26 protein-coding genes are annotated in these 24,342 nt (G+C 33.7%); 17 read left to right on the plus strand and 9 right to left on the minus strand.

Annotated elements, in window-relative coordinates; genetic code table 11:
• The 6 genes from DMB68_RS12755 to DMB68_RS12780 all read right to left on the minus strand — a co-directional run bounded on the left by DMB68_RS12755 (position 1) and on the right by DMB68_RS12780 (position 6,942).
• Positions 1-1,002 (minus strand): OmpH family outer membrane protein, encoded by a 1,002-nt coding sequence (locus tag DMB68_RS12755; RefSeq protein WP_110347033.1) that lies wholly within the window; start codon positions 1,000-1,002, stop codon positions 1-3.
• Positions 1,003-1,042: 40 nt separating this feature from the next.
• Complete coding sequence (gene bamA, locus DMB68_RS12760; RefSeq protein ID WP_110347034.1) at positions 1,043-3,778, minus strand: outer membrane protein assembly factor BamA; 2,736 nt, start codon at positions 3,776-3,778, stop codon at positions 1,043-1,045.
• Positions 3,711-4,451 (minus strand): isoprenyl transferase, encoded by a 741-nt coding sequence (locus DMB68_RS12765; RefSeq protein ID WP_110347035.1) that lies wholly within the window; start codon positions 4,449-4,451, stop codon positions 3,711-3,713. The genes bamA and DMB68_RS12765 overlap by 68 nt, the downstream gene beginning before the upstream one ends.
• Position 4,452: 1 nt before the next feature.
• Positions 4,453-5,136 (minus strand): type IX secretion system protein PorG, encoded by a 684-nt coding sequence (gene porG, locus DMB68_RS12770; RefSeq protein WP_110347036.1) that lies wholly within the window; start codon positions 5,134-5,136, stop codon positions 4,453-4,455.
• Between the two features lie 173 nt (positions 5,137-5,309).
• Positions 5,310-6,197, minus strand: a complete 888-nt coding sequence (locus DMB68_RS12775) for an NAD kinase (RefSeq protein ID WP_110347037.1) — start codon at positions 6,195-6,197, stop codon at positions 5,310-5,312.
• A gap of 85 nt (positions 6,198-6,282) precedes the next feature.
• Entirely contained in the window at positions 6,283-6,942 is a 660-nt protein-coding gene (locus DMB68_RS12780) for a CBS domain-containing protein (RefSeq protein WP_110347038.1), read from the minus strand.
• Positions 6,943-7,058: 116 nt separating this feature from the next.
• On the opposite strand from DMB68_RS12780, the gene DMB68_RS12785 reads away from it, so the two are divergent.
• From DMB68_RS12785 to DMB68_RS12815, 7 genes are all read left to right on the plus strand, one after another.
• Entirely contained in the window at positions 7,059-7,772 is a 714-nt protein-coding gene (locus tag DMB68_RS12785; protein ID WP_110347039.1) for a pyridoxine 5'-phosphate synthase, read from the plus strand.
• A gap of 128 nt (positions 7,773-7,900) precedes the next feature.
• Positions 7,901-8,665 carry an alpha/beta fold hydrolase gene (locus DMB68_RS12790; protein WP_110347040.1) on the plus strand — a complete coding sequence of 255 codons (765 nt, stop codon included), beginning with the start codon at positions 7,901-7,903 and terminating at the stop codon, positions 8,663-8,665.
• Between the two features lie 53 nt (positions 8,666-8,718).
• On the plus strand, positions 8,719-9,066 hold the full coding sequence (locus tag DMB68_RS12795) for a phage holin family protein (RefSeq protein WP_110347041.1): 348 nt from the start codon (positions 8,719-8,721) through the stop codon (positions 9,064-9,066).
• A gap of 107 nt (positions 9,067-9,173) precedes the next feature.
• Positions 9,174-10,499: a trigger factor gene (locus tag DMB68_RS12800; RefSeq protein WP_110347042.1), complete on the plus strand. Its 1,326-nt coding sequence runs from the start codon at positions 9,174-9,176 to the stop codon at positions 10,497-10,499.
• A 358-nt stretch (positions 10,500-10,857) separates the two neighbouring features.
• The gene (clpP, locus tag DMB68_RS12805; protein WP_065452078.1) at positions 10,858-11,532 is read left to right on the plus strand and encodes an ATP-dependent Clp endopeptidase proteolytic subunit ClpP; all 675 of its coding nucleotides are present in this window, start codon (positions 10,858-10,860) and stop codon (positions 11,530-11,532) included.
• Positions 11,533-11,714: 182 nt separating this feature from the next.
• A complete protein-coding gene (gene clpX, locus DMB68_RS12810; protein WP_110347043.1) occupies positions 11,715-12,947 on the plus strand; it encodes an ATP-dependent Clp protease ATP-binding subunit ClpX in 1,233 nt (410 codons plus the stop codon).
• A 73-nt stretch (positions 12,948-13,020) separates the two neighbouring features.
• The gene (locus tag DMB68_RS12815) at positions 13,021-13,674 is read left to right on the plus strand and encodes a murein L,D-transpeptidase catalytic domain-containing protein (protein WP_110347044.1); all 654 of its coding nucleotides are present in this window, start codon (positions 13,021-13,023) and stop codon (positions 13,672-13,674) included.
• Between the two features lie 140 nt (positions 13,675-13,814).
• On the opposite strand, the gene DMB68_RS12820 is transcribed toward DMB68_RS12815, so the two are convergent.
• Positions 13,815-14,780 (minus strand): GlxA family transcriptional regulator, encoded by a 966-nt coding sequence (locus DMB68_RS12820; protein WP_110347045.1) that lies wholly within the window; start codon positions 14,778-14,780, stop codon positions 13,815-13,817.
• Between the two features lie 130 nt (positions 14,781-14,910).
• On the opposite strand from DMB68_RS12820, the gene DMB68_RS12825 reads away from it, so the two are divergent.
• From DMB68_RS12825 to serB, 8 genes are all read left to right on the plus strand, one after another.
• Positions 14,911-15,321, plus strand: coding sequence for a VOC family protein (locus DMB68_RS12825; protein ID WP_110347046.1), 411 nt, complete (start codon positions 14,911-14,913; stop codon positions 15,319-15,321).
• Positions 15,322-15,342: 21 nt separating this feature from the next.
• Positions 15,343-15,747 carry an SRPBCC domain-containing protein gene (locus tag DMB68_RS12830; RefSeq protein ID WP_110347047.1) on the plus strand — a complete coding sequence of 135 codons (405 nt, stop codon included), beginning with the start codon at positions 15,343-15,345 and terminating at the stop codon, positions 15,745-15,747.
• Complete coding sequence (locus DMB68_RS12835) at positions 15,748-16,155, plus strand: DUF1801 domain-containing protein (RefSeq protein ID WP_110347048.1); 408 nt, start codon at positions 15,748-15,750, stop codon at positions 16,153-16,155.
• Positions 16,156-16,176: 21 nt separating this feature from the next.
• The gene (locus tag DMB68_RS12840; protein ID WP_110347049.1) at positions 16,177-16,581 is read left to right on the plus strand and encodes an SRPBCC family protein; all 405 of its coding nucleotides are present in this window, start codon (positions 16,177-16,179) and stop codon (positions 16,579-16,581) included.
• Between the two features lie 226 nt (positions 16,582-16,807).
• Positions 16,808-17,215, plus strand: coding sequence for a VOC family protein (locus tag DMB68_RS12845; RefSeq protein ID WP_110347050.1), 408 nt, complete (start codon positions 16,808-16,810; stop codon positions 17,213-17,215).
• Positions 17,216-17,217: 2 nt separating this feature from the next.
• Positions 17,218-17,655 (plus strand): SRPBCC family protein, encoded by a 438-nt coding sequence (locus tag DMB68_RS12850; RefSeq protein WP_110347051.1) that lies wholly within the window; start codon positions 17,218-17,220, stop codon positions 17,653-17,655.
• 75 nt (positions 17,656-17,730) lie between these two features.
• A complete protein-coding gene (locus tag DMB68_RS12855; RefSeq protein WP_110347052.1) occupies positions 17,731-18,177 on the plus strand; it encodes a VOC family protein in 447 nt (148 codons plus the stop codon).
• Between the two features lie 145 nt (positions 18,178-18,322).
• On the plus strand, positions 18,323-19,552 hold the full coding sequence (serB, locus tag DMB68_RS12860) for a phosphoserine phosphatase SerB (RefSeq protein ID WP_110347053.1): 1,230 nt from the start codon (positions 18,323-18,325) through the stop codon (positions 19,550-19,552).
• Positions 19,553-19,887: 335 nt separating this feature from the next.
• Here the strand turns inward: serB and DMB68_RS12865 are convergent, their stop codons facing one another.
• Together DMB68_RS12865 and DMB68_RS12870 are read right to left on the minus strand one after the other, a co-directional pair.
• Positions 19,888-20,403, minus strand: a complete 516-nt coding sequence (locus DMB68_RS12865) for a hypothetical protein (protein WP_110347054.1) — start codon at positions 20,401-20,403, stop codon at positions 19,888-19,890.
• Positions 20,404-20,456: 53 nt separating this feature from the next.
• Entirely contained in the window at positions 20,457-21,965 is a 1,509-nt protein-coding gene (locus DMB68_RS12870; protein WP_110347055.1) for a GH3 auxin-responsive promoter family protein, read from the minus strand.
• Between the two features lie 236 nt (positions 21,966-22,201).
• Between DMB68_RS12870 and DMB68_RS12875 the strand changes: the two genes are divergently transcribed.
• On the plus strand, positions 22,202-22,996 hold the full coding sequence (locus DMB68_RS12875) for a DUF2797 domain-containing protein (RefSeq protein ID WP_110347056.1): 795 nt from the start codon (positions 22,202-22,204) through the stop codon (positions 22,994-22,996).
• Between the two features lie 235 nt (positions 22,997-23,231).
• A complete protein-coding gene (locus tag DMB68_RS12880; protein WP_110347057.1) occupies positions 23,232-24,311 on the plus strand; it encodes a glycosyltransferase family 9 protein in 1,080 nt (359 codons plus the stop codon).
• The last annotated feature ends 31 nt before the right edge of the window (positions 24,312-24,342 follow it).

Here is a 24,342-nt window from a genome sequence, read left to right on the forward strand (position 1 = left end):
TTAATTATTGGTCGTATTTGATTTTTGTGTTTCGGCTTCTTTAGCTTTTTTAGCCGCTTCTCTTTCTTCTAAGATTTTCTTCCTTTTTTCTTCTAATTCTTTTTTACGCTGATCATAAAGTTTCTGCCGTTCTTCGGCCTTATTAACTATAGGTTCAGCTGTTGTTTTAGTTTCTGTCGTTGTTGGAGTTGTAGCAGGCACAGCCGTTGTACCCTCTGTTGTTTTTGCAGTTTCAGAAACCGTGCCATTTTTTTTGGCAGCTTTTTCAGCAGCTATGGCATTTCTTTTATCTTCGTATTCTTTTCTTTTAGCTTCTTGTTCTAATTTTCTGTCGGCAACTAGTTTTTCTCTTGCAGCTTTTCTTGCATCCAGGGCTTTTTGTCTGTCTGCCATTGCCGGATTTTCATCGATTTCATTTTCGCGATTTTCTTTGGCCTCTTGTTCTTTTAATTGTTTTTTCGTGAGCTGTTCTCTCTTGTCTGTTCTATTTAGAATGCGAATGACCTGATCACTTATATCAAATCTCTTTGCTGAAAAAAGCATGGTTAAATCAGATGATTTATCAAAAATAAAATCATAATTTTTTGCTTCTGCTATATCCTGAACAGCGGTAAAAACCTGATCTTGTATAGGTTTTGCGAGAGTTGCTTTTTGATGCATTAAATTCCCGTCAACTCCAAATTGTTTTTGCTGATATTCCAGCATTTCATTTTCCAGAAATTTAATTTCTGTTTCCCTTTCCTCGATAAGCTCTTTTGTTAGTAAAGCCTTTTCAGTTTTTAGATTTTCTTTTAATTTATTTATTTCTAATTTTTTGGTTTCAATTTCCTGCTTCCATTTAGTAGCTTTTAAGTCTAATTGAGATTTGGCTTCTTTGTAATCAGAAACATTTTCTAAAATATATTCCATGTCAATGTAGCCAATTCTGGTAGATCTTGTCTGTGCCTCACTTGTATTTGCTACAATCAGGGCTAAAAATATAAATAAAAATTGTTTTCTCATACCATTGATTTATTTCTAATTTTAACCAAATATCATATTTTTAAAACTGTTGTCCAATAATAAAGTGTATTTCCTGACCATGTGCTTTGGTTTCACCTGGCTGTGCATCAAATCCATAACCAAAATCTATACCCAATAATCCAAATGCAGGCATGAATACACGTAAGCCAAAACCAGCTGAACGATATAGGTCAAAAGGATTGTAGTTTTTAAATCCATCATATGCAGCACCTGCCTCTAAAAAGGTTAAGGCATAAATAGATGCTGATGGTTTAAGCGTAATTGGATAACGTAATTCCATAGAGAATTTATTGTAAATCGTAGCTCCAACTTGTTGTCCGTATCTTAGATCGTCTTTATCTTCTATGATTGGAGTCAAAGAGTTATTTTCATATCCTCTTAATCCCACTGTTTCTCTACCATCCATTGAGTAGTTAGCCATACCGTCACCACCTAAATAAAAACGTTCAAAAGGAACAATACCTCTATCCTGATTATAAGCCCCCATGAAACCAAATTCAGTTAATGTTCTTAAAACTAATTTACCATATACTTTATTATACCAGTCTGCTTTAAATTTAATTTTATAATATTCAAGCCAGTTGTATTTTTGCTGATCTACTTTTGCATCATCAGTTTTTGCTTCCTGGTAGGTGCTTACTTTGTTTCCACTTGTGTCAATATAATCCCCAGGATTCACAATTACACCATCAGTTCCATTATAAGTTGTTGTTGATTTTGCTTTGTTTTCTTCTTTTTCCCCTAAAGTAGAATAATCAATACCATTAAATAAAGAATAAGGAGGCGTCACTTTTGCAGAAACACTAAATTCTGAACCATAATTTGGGAAGATTGGATTAACCCCTTTATTACTTCTTGTTAATCCAATAGTGTAGGCAAGGTTTCTTGATGTTCCGTTACCAAATGTAAATAATCCGGTAAAATAATTATTCAAATCATAATGCTGGTAACTTACAGACTGAGATAATACGAAATAATCATCAGGAACAGTTAATCTTTTAGCAAGTCCAACTTGTAAAGTCAGGATGTTAAAGCTTTGGCTCTTATCTACATTACGACCATAACTGTAATTAAATTGTTTACTGTACGAAATTGACGAACTAAATTGTACCGGTCTTTTTCCTCCAAACCAAGGCTCTGAGAACGATACGCTGTAAGTTTGAAAATAAGTGCTTCCTTGTAAACGCAGGGATACTTTTTGACCATCTCCCATAGGTAATGGTTTATAGGCTTCCTTTTTAAACATGTTCCTTGCTGAAAAGTTGTTGAAAGACAATCCTAAAGTTCCTATGAAACCGCCACCGCCGTATCCTCCTTGTAATTCTACCTGGCTGGAGCCTTTTTCAACTAGATTGTATTCAATATCTACAGTTCCGGCTGCGGCATCTACATTTTTAAATTTAGGATCAATTGCTTCAGGGTCAAAAAAGCCTAGTTGTCCAATTTCACGAATGGTTCTCACCAATAATTCTTTACTATATTTTTCACCAGGTTTAGTTCTTAGTTCACGGTAGATAACGTGGTCATTCGTTTTATCATTTCCTACTACAGATATTTTGTTGAAATAAGCAATAGGACCTTCGGTAATTCTAATTTCAAAATCAATAGTATCATTTGCCGTTTTGACCTCTACAGCATTTATATTTGAAAATAAATATCCGTTATTTTGGTATAAATTAGTAATATCCTCACCATCTGGTTTGGTTTTATCTGCGATTCTTTTTTCCAATAAAACCCCATTGTAGGTTTCTCCCTTTTTAATTCCTAAATAACGATTAAGCTGTTGATCAGAGTAAACGGTATTTCCTAAAAATTTAATATTTCCGAAGTAGTATTTGTTTCCTTCTTCAAGATTAATTTTAATGGCCAGCATGTTTTTTTCTTTATTATAGGTGACAGAGTCATATATAATACGTGCATCACGATATCCTTTTTCTTTATAAGATGCAATAACTTTTTCTAAGTCGGTTTTGTATTTTTCAGGAATAAATTTTGAAGCTTTCAGGACACGTAATATGTTTTTTTGTTTCGTGTCTTTCATGGCACTTCTTAACTGGTTGTCTGTTAGTTGTTTGTTGCCTATGAAATCTATACTGCTGATTTTTACCTTATCACCTTTATCTACACGAACCAGCATGTTTACGTTGTTTCCTGCAATAGTATCAGGAGTAGTTGTAATAGTAACTTTTGTGTTGTAAAAACCTTCTTTTTTATATTTGTTTTCGATGTAATTTTTTGTCGTAGTGATTAGATTTTCGTTTACAATCTTGCTCTTTGTTAGATTGTTGTCTTTTATAAGACCTTCTACCTTACTCTTTTTAATACCAACAAACTTTACTTCGTTTAATTTAGGAAGTTCAATTATATTTAAGTCTAAATAAATACTGTCATTTTCGACTTTATTTACGTAAAATGCAATTTCATCAAAAAGCCCAAGCTTTCCTAATTTTTTAATTGCACCACTAATTTCCTCACCTGGAACAGTAATTTCCTGTCCTTTTTGCAAACCAGAAAATGTTACAACGGTTTGTTCATTGAAGCTTATTTTACCAACAACAGAAACTTTTGCAAGAATGTATTTTTTTCCCTGATCAAAAGGAATTCTTTCTTGAGCTTTTATTTGAGAAAAACTACCCAGAATAAGCAGGGTAAGCATTATTTGTAATTTTTTTTGCAACACTAAAGTATTATTTAATTTGTTCACTGGTTTTTCCAAATCTACGTTCTCTTTTTTGATAACTAATGATAGCCTCATATAAATGTTGTGCTTTAAAGTCTGGCCAGAGTACATCAGTAAAATATAATTCTGAATAGGCTATTTGCCATAGCAGGAAATTACTTATTCTGTGTTCTCCACTTGTTCGTATTAATAAATCTACGTCAGGTAAATTTTGCGTGTAAAGATGCTCATTTATAATTGAATCGTCAATAGTGTCTATTGAAATTATATTATTTTTAACTTTATCGCTAATCACTTTTACGACATTGATCAATTCTTCTCTGGATCCGTAACTTAAGGCTAATGTTAGTGTTAGGCCGGTATTGTTTTTCGTCTGTTCGATTGTCTCTCTTAGCTGTTTTTGAGCAGATTCAGGCAACTTATCAAGATTACCAATAGCAGTAAGTTTGATATTGTTTTGCTGCATGATAATTTGTTCATTTTTTAAGGAACTAATCAATATTTTCATTAATGCTTTTACTTCTAATTTTGGACGATTCCAGTTTTCTGAAGAAAAAGTATATAGCGTAAGAAATTCAATATCAAGTTTAGTACATGTTTTGATAATTTCTTTTACTGAATTACTGCCGTTTTCATGTCCAAAAACGCGAAGAAAGCCTTGTTGTTTTGCCCAACGACCATTTCCGTCCATAATAATGGCAATGTGTCTGGGTAAGTTTGTCTTATCTATAGATTCTAATAAATTCATTTTATTCTGCACAATAGCAAGGTTTTTGTCCAAAGGTATATGTTAATGTTACTCCTGTAAAAACATACCAGTCATTATTATTTAAATTACCAAATCGATTATTTGCAAAAGAGTCATCTTCAGGATTGCTTCCGTCTACGTTGTCTGTGAAAGTGTAACGTGCTCCAATCTCTGCTGCTAAAACAAAATTTCTGCTGATGTTTGATTTAAATCCTAATATTATAGGTATAGCAAATGAACCGGATGTCTTGTCTTTTTCAGTTATTCCGTTTTCTACATATAATTCATCATATCTAAAATAATTTATACCTGAAAAGATATAAGGTGTAATTTTTAAATCTTCATCATGTAAATTAAAGTCGAAGAAATTAAATTCCAATCCGGCAGAAAGTTCTTTTATACTATTTTTAAAGCTATATCCTCTGTTGAATCGACTAGGTTCTTCGGATTTTGAATCATTTCCTGTTACGGTTGATTGTGTATATGAAAATCTGTAAGAATGGCGTGGGCTTTTGTTCCATTTATATAAAATTCCAATGGCAAGATTTTCCGGAGCGATGTAGTTAGTCTTACCAACATCTCCAACAAAATTGCTTCCGCCAAGAAAAACTCCAATCTCATGTATTTGGGCATGGAGTGTTATAAAGGGGAAAAAACATAACAATAAATTAAAAATTTTCTTCATTTAATTCAAAATTGCGTGCAAATATAATAATTATCAATACGAATCAACGTTCCTTTAGCTAAATGTGTCTTTTTTTAAATTTACTGTATGATTTTGAGACATTTAATGAAGATTCGATATATGCAAAACGAGAAAAAGTACTAATATCGTATAGTTAAGATTTATAAAAGGGTTTAATTTCTTTTATCCTCTCCCCAAAGCATTTTTTTTCTTAGTGTTTTTAAGAAAGTTTCTCCTGGAATTTCAACCATTTTAATTTTAAAATCTGTTTTTTTAATAGTTAAAACGGATTCGTTTTTAATGGATGCAATTCTTGAATCCAATGATACTAAATATTGATCTTCTCTTCCGGAAACACGAAGTTTTATTTCAGTATCATCCGGTATGACCAATGGTCTTGCGTTTAAATTATGAGGGGCGATAGGTGTAATTACCAGGCTTTTTACATCGGGAGTTAGTATTGGTCCGCCACAGCTTAATGAATATCCTGTTGAGCCCGTTGGAGTTGATAAGATTAGTCCGTCTGCCCAGTATGAATTTAAATACTCATTGTTTAAATAAGTCTCAACGGTAATCATCGAAGTAGTGTCTTTTCGGCTAACTGTGACTTCGTTCATTGCAAAATTCAAATCATCTTCTATAGCCTCACTTTTTGGTTCGCAGGTAAGACTTAACAAGGTTCTTTCCGAGATACTGTAGTTTTTATCAATTACGAACTGCAAAAAACTATCAATACTTTCTTTTGGAACAGTAGCTAAAAAGCCTAATCTTCCGGCATTGATTCCTAAAATTGGCACTCCTGAGTTACGAGCAAGACTTGCTGCTCTTAAGATAGTTCCGTCTCCTCCAATACTAAGTAATATTTCAAAGCTGTTGTCAAGTTTCGTTTTTGCTGAAAAAGTTTTATATTCTTTTTTTATTAATTCTTTCTCATAAAGCATTTTTAGAAAGTTTTCTTCAATCACCATTTCGACATTATTATTGTTGAAAAACACAAAAATATCTTTGATAATGGGTTCGGTACTGTTTTGATAATACTGTCCGTAAATTGCTACTTTCATTTTATTAAGTTGGATAATGACAAAATTTGATAATGTGCCAATCTAAATTATATAATTGACTCATTTTCTAATTGCCACATTATAATTATATATTAAGGTATTTGTCTAAATAATCAGAACGTTCTTTTAGACTGTTAATGTAGGTGTCTTCCTGGTGCTCTGAAATAATTTCGTAATTGTACCTTCTAAAAGTCTGAATAATTTCATTCATTGGGCCAACACCAATTTTCACCGTAATATGAACATTTTCTAAATCTGCCTCAGATATAAAGCAGCCCAGAATTTTGCCATTATTGCTTTCTACGATTTGGGTTACCTGCCCCATTGAATAATCTAAAAGTCCTTTTTGAACAATAATAATACCGCCTTGTTCTTTTAAAAATGGAGTTTCCTGAAAAAATTTCATAATGTCTTCCATTTCATAATACCCAATGTAGATATTGTTTTCGTCAAGTACCGGAATTACATTCGTATGATTTTTAGCGAAAATTTCTAAAACGTCCAGCCAAATCATTGATTTTCGGGCAAAAAAGCGTTCTAAAGTATATTTGTAATCAATGATTGCTTTGTCAGTATCAAATGTTTCAACATCATCAGAAGCGATACTTCCTATGAAAATACCATTTTCTAAAATCGGGAAATGAGAAAAACTTAAATCGGCAAAAAAGTCCTGAACTGATGCTATCGTTTCCTGACTGTCGATTGCTCTAAAATCGTTGGTGATATAGTTGGTAATTTCTGTCATAAGTCGGTTGAAGATATTTGATGCAAAATAATCAAAAAATAGCAAAAAACGCTACGTTTTACTTTGTATTTTTGTCCTTACAAATATAATGTTATCAGAATTAATAATCTACTTATATGACAAAGTTAAGTGTAAATATCAATAAAATTGCTACCCTGAGAAATGCACGCGGGGGGAATGTTCCTGATTTATTAAAAGTTGCCACAGATATTCAGAGTTTTGGGGGTCAGGGAATCACGATCCATCCACGTCCGGATGAACGCCATATTCGTTATCAGGATGCGCGTGATTTAAAGGCAATTGTACATACAGAATATAATATTGAAGGAAATCCGCAGCATAATTTTATTGATTTGGTTTTAGAATGCAAACCGGATCAGGTAACATTAGTTCCAGACGCAATTGGTGCAATTACCTCTTCTGCCGGTTGGGATACTATAAATAATCAGGCTTATTTGGCTGAGGTTATTCAGGAATTTCAAAGAAACGGAATCAGAACTTCTATTTTTGTTGATCCGGTTTTGGAAATGATTGAAGGAGCAAAAAAAACAGGAACTGACAGAATTGAATTATACACGGAGGCTTTTGCTCACGAATACGATTTAGGAAATAAGAACGGAATTGATCCTTACGTCAAAGCGGCCGAATTAGCAAATGAATTAGGTTTAGGAATCAATGCCGGACATGATTTAAGTCTGGAGAATATTCAGTTTTTTAAACAAAATATCCCGGGATTATTAGAAGTATCTATTGGACATGCCTTGATTGCTGAAGCGCTTTATCTTGGTTTGGATAATGTCGTTAATATGTATTTGAATAAGTTAAAGTAAGGTTTTGTAAAGAGTTATTTCACATACGCAAAATTGCACAGAGATTCTCGAAGAAAATTTTGTGTTTCTCTGCGTAAAGTCTTTGTGAATCTCTGTGAAATGAATTTTTCTATAAAAAATAATATAAAATGTTATACTCAAAAATAGAAGGTGAAGGAAAACCATTCGTCATCATGCACGGATTTCTTGGGATGTCTGACAACTGGAAAACCCTTGCGGGACAATATGTAGAAGCCGGATTTCAGGTTCATATTTTGGATTTGCGAAATCACGGCCGTAGTTTTCATTCGGATGAATGGAGTTATGAAGCGATGGTTCAGGATGTATTTGAATATTGTCAGGCAAATCAATTGTCGCAAATTGATATACTTGGACATTCTATGGGTGGAAAAGTAGCAATGCTTTTTGCAACTACACATCCGGATTTAGTCGATAAATTAATTGTGGCAGATATTGGTCCGAAGTTTTACAAACAGCATCATCAGGATATTTTGGCAGGATTAAATGCAGTTGATTTTTCTGTAAAGCCAAGCCGAAATGATGTTGAAGCAATTTTGGCGCAATATGTGCCTGATTTTGGGACGCGCCAGTTTTTATTAAAAAATCTATATTGGAAAGAACCGGGACAATTAGCTTTTAGATTCAATCTGGAAGTTTTTAATAATAATCTGGATGCTATCGGAAAACCTTTGGCAGACAATTTAATTTTTAACAAACCAGCCTTATTTATTCGGGGTGGAGATTCGGGCTATATTCCTGACTCTGATATTGAAGATATTCAAAAGCATTTTCCGGATTTAAAATTAGAAACAATTCCAAATGCCGGACACTGGCTTCATGCCGAAAACCCGAAAATGTTTTTTGAGTTGACTAATGCGTTTTTGAAATCTTAATTTCGGATAAAAATTTTAGTACTTTTATTAAAAATTTAAAAAATAAATAAACCATGAAATTATTACTTAGACTCCTTGTTACTGCCGCTTTGGTTTTGTTGCTGTCGAATCTTTTGTCCGGTGTGCATGTTGCCAGTTTTGGTACAGCCGTAATTGTTGCAGTAGTTTTAGGATTATTAAACCTGTTTATTAAACCTATCTTAGTAGTGCTGACCTTGCCGGTTACTGTTGTTACATTAGGCTTGTTTTTACTCGTTATCAATGCACTTATTATTTTATTGTGCACCAAAATAGTTGGAGGCTTTGTGGTCGATTCGTTCTGGACGGCATTAATTTTCAGTGTGATTTTGTCCATACTTCAATCGATCACTTATAAAATATTAGGAGACGATAAAAAATAAAACGCAAAGTGTAAAACACTTCAAATACAATAAATTAAAAACTTGGTTGGGTTGCAAAAATTTTATAATTTTGCAACCCAATTTTATTACGTAAATTAAAGAAGAAGATGGATATTAAAAGAGTAGCAATAGACGCTGTAAACGAGATAATTGTATTGAACGTTGTTCATATGGATTACAAAGGTCAGGTGGCAAAAAGAATCAACGAAAAATTGCCTTTGGCACAAGTAAAAGGTTTTAGAAAAGGACAAGTACCAAAAGATCTTGTTGAAAAACAATACGGAAAAGGTATTAAACAAGAAGAAATTAAAAAAGTAGTTGATTTGGCTTTAGAGCGTTACATTCAATCTGAAAGATTAAATCTTTTAGGAACTCCTCTTGCTAAAGAAAACGAAAACTTTGACTGGGATGCTGAAGAGTTAACTTTCGAATACGAAATTGGTTTAGTGCCAAATTTCGAAATTGATCTTGAAGCAAAAAATGATATCGTAAAATATGTAGTTACTGCTGATGATAAATTAATCGACGGACAAGTTGAGCGTATCCAAAAGCAATTTGGAAAAGCAAATCCGGTTGAAAAAGTGACTGCTGATTCTGATGTTACAGGAACTTTCGCAAACGCAGAAAACGGAATCGAAAACAAAACAACTTTTTCATTGTCAGTTTTCAAAGATAAAAAAACAGCTGATTTATTTATAGGTAAAGAAGTTGGTGATGTAGTTACTGTAAATACAAAAGGTTTATTTGAAGACGATCACCAATTAATGGATTACTTAAAAGTGGGTCACGACAATGTACACGATTTAGCAGTTGATGTAGCTTTTACAATCGAAGCAATCAATGTTTCTGAGCCGGCAGAATTAAACCAGGAATTATTTGATAAACTTTTTGGTGAAGGAAAAGTAGCTTCATTAGAAGATTTGAAAGCTAAAATCAAAGAAGATGCTGAAGCACAATTCGCACAGCAGGCTGACCAAAAATTATTATTGGATGTTCAGGATTTCTTAATCGAAAACACAAAATTTGATTTACCTGCTGAATTCCTTAAAAAATGGTTACAGACTGTAGGAGAGAAACAACTTTCTGCAGAAGAAGCTGAAGTTGAATACGCAAGATCTGAAAAAGGTTTACGTTTCCAATTGATCGAAGGAAAAGCTATGGCTCAAAGCAATATCCAAATTACATTTGAAGATTTGAAAGCTTTTACATCAAACGCAATCAGACAGCAAATGGCTCAATTTGGACAAACAAATCCAACTACTGAAGAAGTAGAAGGAATTGTGGCAAGAGTTTTATCTAATCAGGAAGAAGTGAAAAGACTTTCTGAGCAGGTTGTGGCAGCTAAATTGTTAGATTTGTTCAAAGAAAAAGCAAATCCAACGACTAAAGAGGTAACTTATGATGAATTTATTGCTGCGTCTTACGGAGAATAATTTCTGAAAATTAAGTATATATAGAGCGTCACGGATATTTTCCCTGACGCTCTTTTATTTTTTTATTTCATCTGAAGAAAATTTTTTTTTGATGTGGGTTTCAATTTATTTTTTATTACTTTTCAGAAGCTAATCCAGCTATCCGTTACAAGTTTTTTCATTGCTGCCTTTTTTTGTAAGGCAAAAAAAGAGCTTCCGCCGGTCGCTTTTTTTTACCAACAAAAAATAGTTGCCATTTCAAAAAACTTTTCACTGCTATCTGGGCTAAATAAGACAAATTGACACATAGGTAATAAAGGTACAACCTTTGATGGAAGAATAATATATAGGTATAACATAAACTTAGAACACTTAAAATATGAACTACGGTAAAGAATTCAAAAAATTTGCTACAAAGCACCAGGGAGTAAACGCCATGTACTATGACAAAATCGTAGCGGCAATGAACCCAACCAATATGACTCCATATATTATTGAAGAGCGCCAGTTGAATGTTTCTCAATTGGATGTTTTCTCAAGATTAATGATGGACAGAATTATCTTTTTAGGAACAGGTATCGATGATCAGATCGCCAATATCGTTCAGGCACAATTATTATTCTTAGAAAGTGCCGATGCATCAAAAGATATTCAAATTTATCTAAATTCTCCTGGTGGAAGTGTTTATGCAGGATTAGGAATTTATGACACCATGCAGTACATCAAGCCTGATGTTGCCACAATTTGTACAGGAATGGCAGCTTCTATGGGGGCAGTTTTATTATGTGCAGGAGCTGCAGGTAAACGTTCGGCTCTGCCACATTCAAGAGTTATGATTCACCAGCCATCCGGAGGAGCTCAGGGAGTTGCTACAGATATGGAAATCAACTTACGTGAAATGTTGAAACTGAAAGATGAATTATACAACATCATTTCACAGCATTCAGGACAATCTTTTGAAAGAGTACACAAAGACAGTGAACGTGATTACTGGATGAAAGCTGACGAAGCAAAAGAATACGGAATGATTGATGAAGTATTGAGAAGAGGATAATATTCTCTTAAGGTTAAAATTTTGTTTCAGGTTTCAGGTTTCAAGTTCATTAAAGCAACTTGAAACCTGAAACCTGAACTTGAAATAAAGAATAAAAGTTAAGAGGTTGCTAAGTTTTTGAGGTTTAAATATTAAAATATCATAAACTTAGTATCTTTGCAGCTTAGTAACTTAAATAAAGAATGGCAAAAGTAGTATTAGAATGTTCGTTTTGTGGAAGAAAAAAGCCAGAAACTAATTTATTAATCGCCGGAATCAATGCACACATTTGTGATAAATGTATTGAGCAGGCACACGGAATTGTTTTAGAAGAATTAAAATCCAGCGGAAGTGCCAAACTGGTTGGGGACTTAATCTTAAAGAAACCAAAAGAAATCAGAGCCTTCTTAGATCAATATGTTATTGGACAGGATCAGACAAAGAAAGTAATGTCGGTTGCGGTTTACAATCATTACAAACGTTTAATGCAACAGCAACTGGATGACGAAGTAGAGATTGAAAAAAGTAACATCATCATGGTGGGTCAGACAGGAACAGGAAAAACATTAGTAGCAAAAACCATTGCAAAAATGCTGGACGTACCTTTGGCAATCGTTGATGCAACTGTGCTTACAGAAGCAGGTTACGTAGGAGAAGATGTAGAAAGTATTTTAACTCGACTTTTACAAGCTGCAGATTATGATGTAACCAAAGCTGAACGTGGAATCGTATTTATTGACGAAATTGATAAAATTGCCCGTAAGAGCGATAATCCGTCTATAACACGTGACGTTTCGGGAGAAGGTGTTCAGCAGGCTTTACTTAAATTATTAGAAGGAACAGTTGTAAACGTACCGCCAAAAGGAGGACGCAAGCACCCGGACCAGAAATTTGTTGAAGTGAATACTCAAAATATCCTTTTTATCGCCGGTGGAGCTTTTGATGGTGTTGAGCGTATTATTTCAAAACGTTTGAACCGTCAGGCAGTTGGATATTCCACTTCTAAGAATGCTGACAATATTGACAAAGACAATCTATTGCAGTATATAATTCCGAAAGATATTAAAGACTTTGGATTAATTCCTGAGATTATTGGTCGTTTGCCGGTTTTAACGCACATGGATCCTTTAGACAGAGAAACATTGCGTGCCATTTTAACACAGCCAAAAAATGCCTTGGTAAAACAATACCAAAAGCTGTTTTTAATGGATGAAGTAGAATTTAATATTACAGATGAAGCTTTAGATTTTATTGTGGATAAAGCTTTAGAATACAAATTAGGCGCCCGTGGACTGCGTTCGTTATGTGAAGCAATTTTAACAGACGCTATGTACGAATTACCAAGTTCTGAGGATAAAGTTCTGTCAATTGACAAAGATTATGCAGAGCATACGTTGAGTAAAAATTTATTGAAGCGTATGGAAATTGCTTCATAATTTTAAACAATATTTTTCTAAACCTGTTCATTTTGAACAGGTTTTTTTATGCCTTTTTGTGTAAATTGCAGGTATGAAAAAAATAATTTTTATAATTTTTGTAGCTCTGTTTTATTCTTGTAATCCTAAAGAAGACAAACAAAAGAATGTTTCGGCGAATGAATCTAAAAGCGAAATAGCTGCTAAAGATAAACTTACTGCAGAGATTGATTACAACAATTACTACAAAGAAGCTCAGCAATATTGTAAAAATAATAATCTGAATCAGAATCAATTTATATTGATTGATTTAGGTGTACATTCAGGTTTAAAAAGATTTTTTGTGTATGATTTTACGAATAAAGAAATATCAAAATCATATATAGTAAGTCATGGTTGTGGTGCCAATGAATGGGGCAGAACGAATTCAAAAGATGATGCGCCAATTAGCAATGAATTCGATTCGCATTGTTCTTCGCTTGGCAAATATGTGATTTTAGATCGAGGAGTAAGTCAGTGGGGGATTAAAGTCAATTATATTTTAAAGGGAAAAGAAAAATCGAACTCGAATGCAGAAAGCCGTGCCATAGTTTTACATTCCTGGGAAGCAATTCCTGATAATGAAGTTTTTCCTGAAGGAACACCGGAAGGCTGGGGTTGTCCGGCAGTTTCAAATGAAAGCATGAAAGAAATTGACGAACTTTTGAAAACAAATAAGAAGGTTTTGATGTGGATTATTAAGTCATAATTGTCTCCTGTTATGAAAATAAAACCTCTGTTTTAGCCCTGATCGAAGTGACATCCTCTGACTGCGGGGTTCGCAGGCAGAGATATAGCGTAGAGCAGGACAGGAGGTTCTTGTGAAAATGATAATTTCTGCTCCTGAAATTACTGAACCCTGAATTTCTCCCGATATTCAATTGGTTTCATGCCAACCATTTTATAAAATACTTTTCTAAATGCTTTTGGGTCGTTGTAACCCGTTTTTTCGATAATCTCTGAAATCGAAAGCTGGGTCTGTTCCAGGTATTTTTTTGAACTTTCAACTCTTATGTTTTGCAGATATTCGATGGGCGGAATTCCTGTCACTTGTTTGAATCTTCTTGTCATATTTCGTGTGCTTGTTGGAATATCTTTGGTGATTTCTTCTAAAGTTTCTATTGTACTGTATTCATTTTCAATTTTTTGCTGCAATCGGGCAACTAAACTGTCATTGTGTAAATGATTAGGTCTGAAAGTACTGAAATAGCTTTGTTTGTAACGGTTTAAGTCAATTGAAAATATTTTTGCAATTTGTACGGCAACTTCGTTTCCGCAATATTTCTGAACCAAAAGGATTAATAAATGAAACGTTGAGGTAGAGCCGCCGCTGGTGTATAAACTTCCATCTGCGGTTAAGGTTTCCTCTGATTTTAGTTTAACCAAAGGAAAAGCTTTTGTAAACGCACTACAGGCATCAACGTGCGTGGTCGCCAGTTTTTCGTTAAGTAAGCCCGAAGCGGCAAATAAAAATGCACCGGTGCAAAAACTGGCCAGTTCGGCCCCGGATTGATGCTGTTTTTGAAGCCACGGAATAAATTTCCGATTCTTCTTAATCATTTCACTCATATCATCGGTAGAAAAAGCCGGAATCAAAATGAGTTCTAAATTTTCGTCAGAATCCTCAATTGAATTCACTTCATAACCAAATAAATGTTTGTGATTGATTTGCTCATCCGATTGAAATAGCATTATTTCAAAAGGTTTTTCAGCTTCCTTACTTAATTTATTAGCTGTTTCAAAAACTTCTAAAATTGCAGCGATGCTTAATAATTTATAGTCGTGAGGTACAATTAAACCTGTTTTCTTGCTCATGATTTTTCATTTTTCAATATTACGAAGATATGCATTTTGTCTTAAATGACCCTAAAGTTGACTTTTATTGTAGTTTAAAGCTGGTTTTGAAATTTTAAATTTGTTTTAAATAATTTGTAATTTTAATACTATGAAAACAAAAATTTTCTTAAATCTTGCTGTAAAAGATTTAAATAAATCAATATCATTTTTTACACAGTTGGGTTTTTCGTTTGACCCAAAATTCACAAATGAACAAGGAACTTGCCTGATAATTGGTGAAAATATATTTGCAATGCTTTTGGTAGAAGAATTTTTTAAAACATTTACTCAAAAAGAGATTTGCAATACAACAACAAGTACAGAAATGATTGCCGCTATTTCTGTTGAAAGTAGAGACAAGGTGGATGAAATTATTACAGCAGTTGTTCAGGCTGGCGGTAAACTACACAATGAAGCTAAAGATTATGGATGGATGTATCAAAGAGATTTTTTTGATTTAGACGGACATCACTGGGAGATTTTCTTTATGGATGAAAGCCAGATTCCGCAAGAAGGCTAATCTTTTAATTTAGATATTCATATGATAACAGTACAAACTATTGTGAATGCAATAATTGAAAAAGTTTGGGAATTCTGGACGAATCCAAAACATATTCAGAAATGGAACAATCCTACTGATGACTGGCATACGCCAGCTGTAGAAAATGATGTGAAGGCCGGAGGTAAATTCAAATATACAATGGCAACAAAAAATGGAAGTATTTCTTTCGATTATGAAGGAATTTATACTAAAGTCGACAAATTTTCAGTTATTGAATATCACCTTGTTGATAACAGGACAGGAAGTATTCGGTTTGAAATTCAGGGAGATAAGGTGAAAATTACAGAAATATTTGAACCTGAAAAGGCCCATCCTGCAAGTGAGCAAAAAGAATTCTGCCAAGGGGTTATTGATAATTTTAAAAAGTATACTGAAGCTAATTAAATGGTAAAGCAATCAAATAAAAGCAGTGAAGTAACTGAGTTTTTAAATCAACTAAGTCATCCGTTCAGGAATGAGATTGAGGAATTGAGAGGTTACATTTTAGCATCAAATAAAGATCTGACTGAAAATATTAAATGGAATGCACCGAACTATTGCTTCGAAAACGAAGACAGGATGACCATGAGAATCCAGCCCATGACCACAAAAGTGCAACTGATTTTTCACAGAGGAGCAAAAAAACAAGAACAGCCAAAAGACAGATTGATTGCCAATATAAGTAAAATGCTAGTCTGGAAAGAAAACGACAGGGCCATCATAACTTTTAAAAATTTCCACGAGATTGAAAATGGAAAAGACGAGTTGGAGAAAATTATAAACGAATGGATAAAACCAACGAAAAACAAGTAAAATTTTAAATAGAGAACTACAATGATTACAGTAAAAGCAACAATCAAAGCATCAATAGAAAAAGTTTGGAATTTCTGGAATTCTCCTGAACATATTACAAAATGGAGTTTTGCATCACCGGACTGGCATACTCCTTATGCAGAAAATGATTTGCGAGAAGGCGGAAAATTCAAATCGACTATGGCAGCAAAAGACGGCAGTATGAGTTTTGATTTTGAAGGAGAATATATTTTGGTAAAACAAAACGAAGCAATTGAATACATTATGGCTGATGGAAGAAAAGTCGAAATTAGTTTCAATGAAATTCCAAACGGCGTAGAAATAATAGAGAGTTTTGATCCAGAAACACAAAATCCCGAAGAAATGCAGCGCGGAGGATGGCAGGCGATTCTGGATAATTTTAAAAATTACGCAGAAGCTAATTAGGTTCAAAGCTAGAGCTGGAGAAGGTTCAAAGATTAGCTTAAATTATATGTTTAAAAAAACATTTAAAAACTCAATGTCAGGCTGAGCGGAGTTGAAGCCTTCGTTTTCATAAGCCTTCGACTCCGCTCAGGATGACAATTGTAAAACTAAAGCCCAAAGTTAAATGAGCTTATATCACTTATATGGTAAAAAATAAATAAATATCTAACCAACAAAATTCAAAAAAATGACAAAACAAATATGGTTGAATCTTCCTGTAAAGGATGTAGCAAAAGCGAAAGATTTTTTCTGGAAAATAGGTTTTTCGTTCAATGAGCAGCACGATACCCCAACTTCAACTTGTATGGTCGTAGGTGAAAGACATTTTGTAGTAATGCTTTTCGAAGAATCAGTCTTTACAGGTTTTTCACAAAACGGTATTGCAGATACTAATTCAAGTTCTGAGGTTTTGATTTCGATTGATGCTGAGAGCAGGGAAGAAGTAGATGAAATGGCTAAAAAAGTACAGGATGCCGGCGGAACTGTTTTTGCAGCTCCCGCAGAAAGTCAGGGCTGGATGTACGGTTGTGGTTTTGCAGATTTAGATGGCCATCGTTGGAATGTCTTATTTATGGATTTTAGTAAATTATCGTAATTATGGAAACATTAGAATTTAAAATCAGAATCAAAGCGTCGCCGGAAAAAATCTGGTCTGTTTTATGGGATGATGAAACGTATAGAATATGGACAGGTGCTTTTTGCGAAGGTTCATATGCAGTAAGCGACTGGAATGAAGGTGATAAAATACATTTCATGTCTCCCAACGGAGAGGGAATGAACAGTATTATCGAAAAGAAAATTCCAAATGAATATATGGCTTTTAAGCATATTGGAGAAATAAAAGATTTTAAGGAACTGCCTCTTAACGAAGAAACCGAAAAATGGAGCGGTTATATGGAAACATACCGGCTAATTCCAGACGATGAGTTTACAGATTTGGTTTCGTATGTAGATGTAATCGAAAAACATATTGACTATTTTAAAGATGCTTTTCCAAAAGGTCTGGAATCAGTTAAGGAACTTTCGGAAAAATAAAATAGCAAATGTCAATTGCAAAAAGCAATGTCAATTGTAATCAGAATAAAAAATAAATAATAAAAATATCAAATCATGGCGAAATCAGTAAATACCTATTTAATATTTAATGGAAATTGCGAAGAAGCATTTCTATTTTACAAATCCGTTTTTGGAGGAGAATTTCAATATATTGGAAAATATAAAGATGCACCTCCGGAGGACGGTGGTGAAGCGCTTTCAGAAGAAGATTCAAACCGCATTATGCATGTTTCACTTCCAATTGGCAACACAGTTTTAATGGGAAGTGACAGCCATCCAAAATTTGGAGATGTAGGTTTTGGGGATAATTTTTCAATTTCGATCAGTGCAGAAAGTACTGAAGAAGCAGATACAATATTTGGCGGACTTACAGCTGGCGGAAGAGTGGATATGCCAATGCAGAAAACTTTTTGGAGTCCTTACTTCGGAATGCTAAAAGATAAATTTGGAGTAAACTGGATGATAGATCTTGCCGAATGTGATGAAGACAATAAAAGTTAGGTTATTTTAATACCTGAACATAATTGTTAAATAACCTGAAAAAGCACATTGATTTGTGCTTTTTCGTTATAAAAAAGAAACAATATACTTTTATATCAGCAATAGATTACCGATTTTTGTCGCTTCTTAAATCAACAAGGATAAAATGGCAAAAGACGATAAGGAAATTATTTTATTAAAAGTTTCAGGACACGACAAACCGGGTGTTACAGCGGGTTTAACCACAGTATTAGCAGCTTATGATGCTGTTATTTTAGACATAGGCCAGGCCGATATTCACGATACATTATCTTTAGGGATTTTATTCGAAATCGAAGCCGGCTCCAGTTCCGGACCTGTTTTAAAAGACCTTTTGTTTAAAGCTTACGAACTCGAAGTAAAAGTTAAATTCATTCCGATTTCCGTTGAAGATTATGAAACCTGGGTAAAATCACAATCCAATCAGCGTTACATCATTAATATTTTAGGAGAAAAATTAACGGCCGTACAATTAGCTGCCGTAACTAAAATAATGACAGACCAAAACCTGAACATTAACTCCATTATCAGATTAACAGGAAGAACTTCTGTTGTTGAAAAAGAAGAGTATCCGCGTTCCTGCATCCAGTTATCCGTTACCGGCGAAATTGTAAACAAGATCGAAATGACTGCCAATTTTATGGCAATTTCCAGAACCTTAGATGTTGATATTTCCTTTCAGGAAGACAATATTTACAGACGAAACAGACGTCTGGTTTGCTTCGATATGGATTCTACATTAATCCAGACAGAAGTAATCGATGAATTGGCCGAACTAAATGGAGTAGGCGAGCAAGTGCGTGCCATTACAGAATCTGCCATGAACGGCGAAATTGATTTCAACGAAAGTTTCAAAAAACGTATGGCTTTGCTGGAAGGTTTGAGCGAAGACGTTTTACAAAAAGTTGCTGAGAATCTGCCAATCACAAAAGGAGCACACCGTTTGATGAAAGCTTTAAAATATTACGGCTATAAAACTGCGATTCTATCTGGAGGATTCACTTATTTTGGAGAATACCTGCAAAAAGAACTGGGTATCGATTATGTTCACGCTAATCAGTTAGAAATTAAAGATGGTAAATTAACCGGTAAATATATAGGTGACATCGTAGATGGTATCAAAAAAGCAGAATATCTAACTGCCATTGCCGAAAAAGAAGGAATCCACATCAACCAGACCATTGCGGTTGGAGACGGAGCAAACGATCTGCCAATGATCAACCTTGCCGGTCTAGGAATTGCTTTCCATGCCAAACCAAAAGTAAAAGAAAGCGCATCAAATTCAATTTCGAGTTTAGGTCTCGATGGCGTGTTGTATTTATTAGGATACCACGATCGATATATTGATATGATGTAAATAATAGAATAACACAATGTTTGTCATTCTGAGGAACGAAGAATCTCCGCAAGTAACTCGACAATCAAAATAATAAAAAAACCTTAGTTAATCATTTGGCTAAGGTTTTTTTATGGGCATGTCCCGCCGAAAAAGCGGGTCGGGCTATCCGTTCTAATCTTTTTGTTTTTAAAGAAAAAACAAAAAGGATTTCCACTACTATCCCTCATGCGATTTAGTGGAATTAGCGTTTTTAAAACGATTAAATTGGCAGACAATTTTTGTGCTAGTGCAAACGTCTCGCCATAAGGTTTCGAACACTTAGGCTGGGGCGCTCGCGCCAGCATGTCGTTTTTTTATTCTTCGGAATATATAAAGTGTAGCGAACCAATTTTCATTCGCTTTTCAAATTTTTGTTTTTCAAAATATTGGTTTGTTGGAACATTTAATTCGATAGTATCTCTTTCTAGTTTTCTTTCAATTTCTATAGAATATTTATTTCCAATTTTTTTGTTTTCTGGGAATTTCAATTTTGTAATTTTTCCTGACAATAAGTATTCTTTTTGAGGTCCAATATTTTTGTTTATAAGCATTAGTATTCCTTGGAATGAAGTAAATGTTATAATTGTCATTACTATAAATGTAAAAGTATTTCTCCAAATCGCTATCACTATAGTTGTTTTGTAGCCAAAACTTGAATGATAAGCATAATAAAGAGCAAAAATAATAGTCGGTATTGTACACCATTCAAACGTTGTTTTCATCGTTTGACTTACAGAAATAAAATCAACAGAATAAATTCCATATATGCCAAATATTAAAAAAAATATAAATGGAATAATTAGTTTAAAATCTTTCTTTGTAATTGTCATATTTTGACAAATCTTACTATTAATAGATATAAAAGTTTTATAGGCTTCAAAACCTACATCTCCTTCAACTGCTCCAAATAATCCCTCTGATTTGAAAGCCTCGGAATCTTATGCTGTCCGCCTAATTTGTCTCTTTCCTTCAGCCAGTCATAAAATAAATTTTCTCTCGCAACATTAATCACCAAAGGATTTAAAGTCATATTGTTGTAGCGTTTCGCTTCGTAGTCAGAGTTTAAAGTCTGTAAAGTTTCATCAAGCACTTTTTGGAAAAGCCCAACATCAGCAGGTTTTTTCTTGAATTCAATCATCCATTCGTGTGCCCCTTTTTCTTTGTCCTGCATAAAAATTGGGGCAACGGTATAATCAATCACTTCGGTTTGAGTGATTTCGCAGGCTTTGGCAATCGCCTGATCAGTGTTTTCGACCATCAGTTCTTCGCCAAAAACATTGATATGATGTTTAGTTCTTCCTGTAACCCTTATTCTGTATGGATTCAATGATGTAAAACGAACTGTATCTCCAATTAAATAACGCCACAATCCGGAATTGGTAGTAATAACAATGGCGTAATTTTTATTCAGCTCCACATCTGCCAAACGAATCACTTTTGGATTTGGAGTATCAAAGGTGTCCATCGGAATAAATTCGTAGAAAATGCCATAATCCAGCATCAGTAATAAATCACTGGAATTATTTAAATCCTGAATAGCAAAAAAGCCTTCAGAAGCATTGTAGATTTCGTAGTATTTAAAATCCTTGCTTGGAAGGATATTTTTGTATTGTTCTTTGTATGGAGAAAAACTCACACCACCATGGAAATAAACTTCCAGATTAGGCCATATTTCTAATAGATTTCCTTTTCCGGTATCTTCTAAAACGCGATTCATTAAAACCAGCATCCATGAAGGAACTCCGGCAAAACTCGTTACATTTTCGGTTTTGGTTTCATTGATGATGGCTGCAATTTTGCTTTCCCATTCGGTCATCAGTGAAGTTTTACTGCTGGGCGTACTGCTGAATTCAGCCCAAATAGGCATGTTTTCAATCAGGATCGCTGATAAATCTCCAAAGAAAGTATTATTGTTTTCGTAGATCTGGGAACTCCCTCCAAGGCGAAGACTTTTCCCTACGAACAGCTGTGAATCTTCATTATTGTTCAAATACATACAAAGTAAATCTTTACTGCCTTTATAATGGCAATCTTCAAGAGCTTCATTGCTTACGGGAATAAATTTACTTTTAGCGTTAGTAGTTCCGCTCGATTTTGCAAACCATTTTATAGGTGTTTCCCAAAAAACACCCTGTTCACCCTGACGGGTACGTTCAATTAAAGGCTGCAATTCCTCATATCCTGAAACCGGAACTCTTTCTGCAAAAGTTTTATAAGAGTTGATTGATGCAAAATCATATTGTTTTCCAATAATCGTATTTTCTGAAGCCGTCAATAAATTATGCAGTAGCTCTTCCTGAACTTCGTTTGGATATTTTAAAAAAAGTTCAATTTGATGTATTCTTTGTTTGAGAACCCAGGAAGCAAACGAATTTATTATGGATATAGGCATGTGGAATTTTAGATTTTAGATTGCTGATTTTAGATTTCAGATTTTGGTTAATGCAAAATCAGGAAATTTAAAATTTGAATATTGATAACAAATAGTAACTTTGGCATTATATCAAAAATAGTGTTTTTTTGCAAAAAACAATTTATTTACAACAAAGATTCCGTTTCAAAAATTCCATTTCTAAGAGTGAAATTTATATTCCTCAGAGGAAAGTTAAATCAGCAATCTAAAATCTTATGACCTACCAAGGAGTACTCACAAAAATGCAAACCGAACTCGGAAATCCAATTCAATATTATCTGGTTTTTGAAGATAGTTTTTTGAACATGAATCAGTTATTGAATAAGGAAATCGAAATTAATTTTGCAGGTTACCAATGTTTGAATTGCTGCAAAAAGAAAAAAATATTCCGTCAGGGATTTTGCTATGATTGCTTTTATTCAAGCCCGGCAGTTGGAGACTGGATTATGAGACCTGAACTGAGTACGGCACATTTAGGAATCGCAGACCGTGATTTAGAGTATGAGCAAAAGGTTCAGTTGCAGCCCCATGTAGTTTATCTGGCTGTAGCAAGCGAAATAAAAGTGGGTGTTACCCGAAAAACACAAGTGCCGACCAGATGGATTGATCAGGGAGCCAGTCAGGCAATTGCTGTGGTTGAGGTTCCAAACCGATATCTGGCGGGAATCACTGAGGTTGCCTTAAAAAACCATTATACAGATAAAACAAATTGGCGAAAAATGCTTCAAAACCCAACAGCAACTTTTGACCTGATTGCTGAAAAAGTCAAAATAGAAAGTTTGATTCCGGCAGAAGCTCAGGAATATTTTTATAGTCAAAAAAGTGATGTCTACGATTTGCAATACCCGGTTTTAAATTATCCTGTAAAAGTGGCAAGTTTAAATTTAGATAAAACACCATCATTTCAAGGAAAGCTGATTGGAATCAAAGGTCAATATTTGATTTTTGAAAACGGAACTGTTTTTAATGTGAGAGGTTCTGAAGGATATTTAGTGACAATATCAGTATAATTTTTTACGAGTTTAAAATATAAAGAAAAATGCTTTGTTGATTACAAAGCATTTTTTTTATTAAGTATTTGATAATGAGAAATTTGTTGTGGTTATTTTGAAACATTTGGTTACAATTTTATAATGATTACTTATTGAGTGATTTATATTTTTAAAAGATTGAGGAATTAGCTTTGTAAAAGTTACAAGATTGATTCTCTTTTAAAATATTGCAAATCAGATTAATTAGTATAAAATGGGAGCTTTAAGTAAAATAAATGTTTTGAGACGTGGATTAATGCGTACTCTGACAAAGAATATTGGAAAATCAAATGCTGAACAAGGCATTACTCTGGTAAACAAAAATGATATCAAAAGGATTTTAATTTGCAGACCAAATGCGCGATTAGGAAATCTTCTATTGATTACGCCTTTTGTTCAGGAATTAGAAGAAATGTTTCCGAATTGTAAAATTGATTTGTTTGTAAAAGGGTTTTTAGCTCCGATTATTTTCGAAAATTATAATTCTGTAGACAGGATAATCAAATTACCTAAAAAGCCTTTCCGTAATTTATTAAAATATTTTTCAGTCTGGATTTCTTTAAAAAAGTACAAGTATGATATTGCCATAAATGTAGATTATGGTTCTTCTTCAGGTCGTTTGGCAACAAAATTTTCAAATTCTAAATTTAAGTTTTTTGGCGATTTACCTTTTTCAGCCAATTTATATTATGGAGATTATGCGCACATTGCTAAATATCCTATTTATCATTTTCGGGATTACGTTACCAAATTAGGCTTTGAGAAAAGAGAAAATCATATTCCTTCCTTAGATCTAAAATTAAATTCTAAGGAAATTGCTCAGGGAAGGAAAATACTAGGCAATTTGGTTAAAAATGATAAAAAAACAATTTGTGTGTTCACTTATGCAACAGGAACAAAATGTTTATCAGAATGCTGGTGGGAAGATTTTTACAACAGTTTAAAATCTGAATATCAAAACTATAATATCATTGAAATTCTGCCAGTAGAAAATGTTTCCCAAATTGGTTTTAAAGCACCAACATTTTACAGTAAAGATGTTCGTGAAATTGGATCCGTAATTGCGAATTCCAATTTGTTCATAGGAGCAGACAGTGGAATTATGCATTTGGCGAGTGCTGTTCATACACCAACTGTAGGATTGTTTTCGGTTTCAAATTTAAAGAAATATGAACCTTACGATAATAACAGTATTGGAGTAGATATAAATAATTATGCTGAAAAAGATTATTTTAAAATCTTTGATATTATTTTAAGTAATGGAAGGGCGCGGATATACTCTGAAGCAATTTAAAAAGATAAAAAAGGTCAATCGGAAGATTGAC

The sequence above is a fragment of the Flavobacterium hydrophilum genome (genome assembly GCF_003202405.1).
GTDB classification, from domain to species: Bacteria; Bacteroidota; Bacteroidia; order Flavobacteriales; family Flavobacteriaceae; genus Flavobacterium; species Flavobacterium hydrophilum.